General features: G+C 66.8%; 8 protein-coding genes. 7 read left to right on the forward strand and 1 reads right to left on the reverse strand.

The window, feature by feature from the left end:
* Positions 1-75 precede the first annotated feature (75 nt).
* A complete protein-coding gene (locus IPG97_15570) occupies positions 76-1,467 on the forward strand; it encodes a recombinase family protein (protein ID MBK6857912.1) in 1,392 nt (463 codons plus the stop codon).
* On the opposite strand, the gene IPG97_15575 is transcribed toward IPG97_15570, so the two are convergent.
* A complete protein-coding gene (locus IPG97_15575) occupies positions 1,451-1,834 on the reverse strand; it encodes a hypothetical protein (GenBank protein ID MBK6857913.1) in 384 nt (127 codons plus the stop codon). The two genes, IPG97_15570 and IPG97_15575, sit on opposite strands and share 17 nt — an antisense overlap.
* A 141-nt stretch (positions 1,835-1,975) precedes the next feature.
* On the opposite strand from IPG97_15575, the gene IPG97_15580 reads away from it, so the two are divergent.
* From IPG97_15580 to IPG97_15605, 6 genes are all read left to right on the forward strand, one after another.
* Positions 1,976-2,176: a hypothetical protein gene (locus IPG97_15580; GenBank protein ID MBK6857914.1), complete on the forward strand. Its 201-nt coding sequence runs from the start codon at positions 1,976-1,978 to the stop codon at positions 2,174-2,176.
* Between the two features lie 124 nt (positions 2,177-2,300).
* The gene (locus tag IPG97_15585) at positions 2,301-2,522 is read left to right on the forward strand and encodes a hypothetical protein (protein MBK6857915.1); all 222 of its coding nucleotides are present in this window, start codon (positions 2,301-2,303) and stop codon (positions 2,520-2,522) included.
* Entirely contained in the window at positions 2,519-3,349 is an 831-nt protein-coding gene (locus tag IPG97_15590) for a hypothetical protein (protein ID MBK6857916.1), read from the forward strand. The genes IPG97_15585 and IPG97_15590 overlap by 4 nt, the downstream gene beginning before the upstream one ends.
* A 46-nt stretch (positions 3,350-3,395) precedes the next feature.
* Entirely contained in the window at positions 3,396-3,779 is a 384-nt protein-coding gene (locus IPG97_15595; protein MBK6857917.1) for a hypothetical protein, read from the forward strand.
* On the forward strand, positions 3,776-4,909 hold the full coding sequence (locus IPG97_15600; GenBank protein MBK6857918.1) for an AAA family ATPase: 1,134 nt from the start codon (positions 3,776-3,778) through the stop codon (positions 4,907-4,909). Before IPG97_15595 ends, IPG97_15600 begins: the two co-directional genes overlap by 4 nt.
* A 302-nt stretch (positions 4,910-5,211) precedes the next feature.
* Positions 5,212-5,394 carry a hypothetical protein gene (locus IPG97_15605; GenBank protein ID MBK6857919.1) on the forward strand — a complete coding sequence of 61 codons (183 nt, stop codon included), beginning with the start codon at positions 5,212-5,214 and terminating at the stop codon, positions 5,392-5,394.
* Positions 5,395-5,398: the final 4 nt, after the last annotated feature.

Genomic DNA, 5,398 nt, shown 5'->3' on the forward strand with positions numbered 1-5,398 from the left:
AGGACGAAGACGACGAGGACCCCGCTATCTGGTAGCTGAACGTTCGCTAACGGGAACGTTCGCTAACCTGCATGCATGCCACAAGCCGCCGTCATCTACTGCCGCATCTCAAAGGACACCGGTACCGCCCTCGGAGTCAAGCGCCAGGAGCGTGACTGTCGGGAATGGTGTGAGCGGAACGGGTGGGTAGTCGCTGAGGTGCTGGTCGACAACGACAAGAGCGCCTACTCGGGCAAGGCCCGCCCTGAGTACCGTCGTCTGCTCGAGGGCATCGCATCGGGCACGTTCGATGCCATCGTGGCGTGGCACCCTGACCGGCTACATCGCCGCCCCGCCGAGCTCGAGGAGTTCATCGAAGCGGTGGAGCACCACCGGGTTGCGGTTGGGATGGTGACATCGGGTGACTACGACCTCACCACGCCTGAGGGCCGTCTGACCGCTCGGATCATTGGTGCGGTGGCCCGCAAGGAATCCGAGGACAAGTCACGCCGTCTGCGCCGTAAGCACTTGGAGTTGGCCGAGAGTGGCAGCCTCGCGGGAGGCGGAAGGCGGCCGTTCGGGTACGAGCAGGACCGGGTGACACCACGGGAGTCGGAGGCGGCCGAGGTGCGGGACGCCATCGACCGGGTGATCGCTGGGGAGTCGGTGCGTTCGATCACCCTGGATTGGCGCGACCGCGGCATCGCCACCGTGACGGGTGCGGCATGGTCACCGACCACTGTGAAGCGACTGTTGTGCTCCAGCCGGATTGCTGGGCTCAGAAGCCACAACGGCAAGGTTGCTGGCCCGGCCGTGTGGCCAGCCATTGTCGACGCGGACCTCGCCGCAAGGGCCCGCGTGATCCTCGAGGCGGGAAGAGGCACCGCGCCGGCCCCCGGCCGTCGGCACCTGCTGACCGGCTTCGTCTACTGCGGTCGCTGCGAGGTGCCTTTCACGTCAGCACCGGTTCTGCGGAAGGGGATCAGGTATCACCGGTACGCGTGCCCACCAGACCGCGGCGGTTGCGGTCGCTGCGGCATCTCCGGTGCCCGCCTAGATGAACTGGTGCTCGCGGACGTGATCGAGGTGCTGGGCACCGCCGACCTGAGTGCAGCGGTGGCCGACATCGGCACCGACCACCAGGCCGACCCGTCGTCAGCGGTGAGGGAGATCGAGGCCCGCCAGACCGAGTTGGCCGAGATGTTCGCCGCGGCCGAGATCACCCGCACCGAGTGGACCACGGCCCGTGACGCGCTGGAACGCCGCCTCGAGGTGGCCCGCTCCGAGGTGGTGGACGCTGCCGTCCAGCGGAGGGCGGGAACTGTGTTGGCTGGGGTCGACGACCTCGCCGCTGCCCTCGAGGTGATGACGCTGGATCAACGGCGAGCGGTGATTGCCAGCGTGGTCGACCGAGTCGTGATCGCGCCGACCACGAAGGCGAACAACCAGTTCGACCCGTCGCGGGTCTCGATCACCTGGAAGGCGTGACCCTGGCCCTCTGCCAGAGCGGCCCCTCGATCTCCACCGGTGCGGTGATGGACACGGAACCGCCAGGGTGCGCCTCGGCTAGCGCCCGCATCTTGGCTTCCCTCACCTGCTCTACGCCCTTGCACCGGGGGCACGTGAACGAGTGCCAGTCCTCGTGAGCGATGTTGAGGACGGGACCGCTCATGGCCTTCTCGTGTTGCACTCCCTTAGCGGGGATGAAGTCGACACCGGACGGTATGTACCCACCGTCTGATGGCCACGCGAGCACAAGGCGTTTGCGGCACGTCGGGCACGTGATCGACGTGGCTTCCCCGATGCCCAGCCGGTCGCGTACCGGTGGAGTCCTACGGGATCGGTTGCGTGCCATGCCCACGAATACTACTGTCGTAATTACAAGTTGTCAGGCTCCCTCAAGTAGAGGTTGCAGCTAGGCGAATCTGAGGGCACGCAGCCGAGGCGGCCCGCCGTCCTTCCCTCCCAAGGGGACCGGGACCGGATTGGAGTTCCCATGACTCGGCCCTCTCCCCTGAAAGCGGCATGCGCCGCCGCGCTCACGATCAGGGATGTTGCAGCGGAAGTCGGCTGCACCGACCAGGTGATGTACCAAGTGTCGACAGGCCGCGTAGAGCCGTGGCCCAAGCTGCGCAAAGACCTGGCCGACGTGTTCGGTTACGACCCGTTCGCCGCTGGCAGCGGGGGTGCAGCATGAACCGGTCAACGCGCAACCTCACCGCGGAACGTGCCGCCCAAGGTCTGCCCGCCACCGTCAAGGACCGCGAAGCACTACAGCGGGTCGCTGTCATGGTGGCCGCTGCAACCTGTCGGAAGGCGTCATGACGCGGCACGACCCCGCCGAAGCGGGGCCGAGCGAGCAGCGTGGTGGCTGCGATCAGGATACACCCGAGCCGCCCGTCAGGGGCTCCGTCGTGTACTTGGTCGACCCCGAATTCCTCGCCGCTGAGATCCTCGAGCGACGAGGGGCTGACTACTGCGCCCGGCTCGCCGCCGAGCTCCTCGCCCCGATCCGAGGGCTGCGCGCTGGGGTGGCCTCATGACCTCCGTTGAAACCTGGCTGGACCCCAACGAACGGCAGCAACTTGTCGAATGCGAATCGGTCATCGAAGCCGGGCTGGCATCGTTCGTTGAGGTCGGTGTGGCGCTGGCCGAGGTCCGAGACTCCAAGTTGTACCGGCAGACGCACAGCACCTTCGAGGACTACTGCCGGGAACGATGGGGGCTCAAGCGTCAGCGGGCCTACGAGTTGATCGAGGCGTCAGACGTAACCCGCTCACTGTCGGAAATTTCCGACACGATGCCGAGCCGGGAGTCTCACGCCGCCGAGCTCGCCCCGCTGCGCAACGAACCCGAGCGGATGGCCGAGGCATGGAAGCAGGCCAACGACACGGCCGAAGAAGAAGGCCGCAAGGTAACGGCAGCAGATGTTCGCAAGGCGGTCCGCACCGAACCCGAACCTGATCGGTGGGAGCAGGCGGTTAGCGCCCATCCGTTCCTCGAAGGTCTCGCCCAACGGCACCAGGCCGAAGCGATCGACGGTGCACGACAACTCGCTGGCTTCACCGGCAACGAGCACGCTCACCGCCTCGAGATGTTCCGACGCTGCGCTGCCGCTGCACACAAGCAAGGCGACAATCCGCCCGAGTGGCAGCGATCAATGCAACTAGCGGACCTCGCCACCCACGTCTGCAACCTCGCCGCCCAGCTCGCCAACAAGGCCGCCGAACTGGTCCGTGCCGGAGACGAGTGGGAACCCGAACTCGAACACCTGGCCTTGCTGCCCGATGCGCTCACCGCCGCATCTCAGGCAGCAAGCGAGGTGCTCGCTCTTGTTGGACCGGCGACACAGATCAGGAGAGTGAAGTGACCGCCCGACCGGTGATCGGACCGAGCACCATCTTGTCGATGCCCTAGTGGCCGATCCTGATGGCGCTATCGACCTGGCCGAAGCTGGCACGCTGGCCAGGCTCCACCTCGAGGACTCGAGGTGTGCCGCCGTGGTGGCCATGGTCGGCGAGTTGGTCGGCGAGGGGCACGCGCCGTTCCCTGAGGTGATCGTGGGCCGTCTGGTGGCCATTGGGCTGACCCAAGCCACCGCCGTCGACGCCGTGTTGGTCCCTGGGGCCTTCGAGGCCCGTGGGTGCCGTGTGTGGAGCGTGGCCGAGGCCCTGGCCAACCTGTACGCCGAGCGCCAACGTCGCCACCTCGAGCGCCGCCTAGTGAGCTTGGCCGACACGCTGCACCGACCGGGAGGAATCGCTCGGGTGGCCGAGGCCCTCGGGGGTGAAGCCGCGTGAGCCTCAAACTCGTTGCGAACGAACCCGAGCCCTACGAGTGGGATCCAGATTGGGACTCGATCCCCCCACCCGATGACCCACCGCCCGACGTGTTCCCTGCCGGAGCGGATCCGATGGCCGTCGCCGAATCGTGGCGACCCGTCGACGTGGCCGCGGTGGTGGCCGCTCTGGATAGCGGAGAACTGACGCGACCGGCTCCGAGTGTGTTGTCCCGATCCGATGGCTCTGCACTCCTGTACGCCGGGAAGGTGAACGGCATCGCTGGCAAGGGAGGTGACGGCAAGTCCTGGATCGCACAGAAGGCCGCGGCCGACGAACTGGTGCAGGGGCGAAGGGTTGTCTACATCGACCTCGAGGATGATGCCGCCGCCGTCATCGGACGGCTCCGAGCGCTACGAGTACCGTCGAGTGACATCGTTGCTGGGTTCACCTACCTGAGCCCGTCTGAGCCCTACGGCAACGACGCTAAGGCTGTAGTGGAAGCCATGGTCGGCGAGCTGGTGCCGTCGCTGGTGGTCATCGACTCCACCGGCGAAGCCCTGGCCCTGAACGGAGCGAACCCGAACGCTGACGACGAGGTGGCCCGCTGGTTTGGTCGCCTGCCTCGGTCCCTGGCCCGTCTCGGTCCCGCCGTAGTGGTCATCGACCACATGCCGCACAACGTGGAGGAGGGCCGTCTCTCACCGGTGGGAAGCCACCGCAAGGCCGCTGCCATCTCGGGAGCGCAGTACATCACCGCCCAGGCCCGTCCCTTCTCCCGCGACACCGAGGGCATGGTCAAGATGATCTGCGGTAAGGACCGGCTCGGCACCTACCGCCGTGGTCAGACCGTCGCCGAGGTGGCAGTGAAGCCGATCGGTGACGAGGTGGAGATCGACCTTGTGGCCCCGGCCCAGAAGCCAGACGGACCATTCCGCCCGACCCACCTCATGGAGAGGGTGTCACGCCACCTCGAGGAGAGTGGCGCATCCCTCGGTCGGAACGCCATCCGAGATCAAGTGCCAGGACAGAACAAGGCCGTAGTGGCTGCCCTGACTCTCCTCGTTGACGAGGGCTTTGTGGCGGTCACCGAGCAGGGACAGGCCCACCTGCACCACTCGGTAAAGCCCTACCGAGAGGACATGGGATGACTTCACATGACCCAACCGGGGTACCGGGGCCAACTGGGGGCCAACTGGGGGCCAGGCCCCCAGCCGAAACCACTGGGGGCCTGGGGGCCACTGGGGTTACTAGAGACCCCAGTGGCCCAGGCCCCCGGTTCGGCCACTGGTACCGGGTACCGGGGGCCGGGGGCGAAGAAGCAGATCGACCGAACCCGACCATCACCCAACCGCTACCTCGAAGCCCGAGACCACCGGGCCGAGATCCTCGGCTGTGGACCACCTCCCCTTCCCTCCGCTGCCTGAAACAACTTCACTGAAGGGCAACTGCCATGACCGACCGCCTCGACCTTGACCGGCTCGTCGCCGCTGCGTGCAGCGATGCCACCCGAGGTGGGTGCAACTGTGCGCCCGAGGTGGAACTCGCCGAGGTAGCCGATGGGGTCTGGCGAGCGTCAGTCGCCCATGACCCGTGGTGCCGCCTGCTCGCCCAGAGGGCCAGGCCGTGGAACTGACCCG

It is taken from the genome of Microthrixaceae bacterium, from assembly GCA_016702505.1.
Classification (GTDB): domain Bacteria; phylum Actinomycetota; class Acidimicrobiia; order Acidimicrobiales; family Iamiaceae; genus Aquihabitans.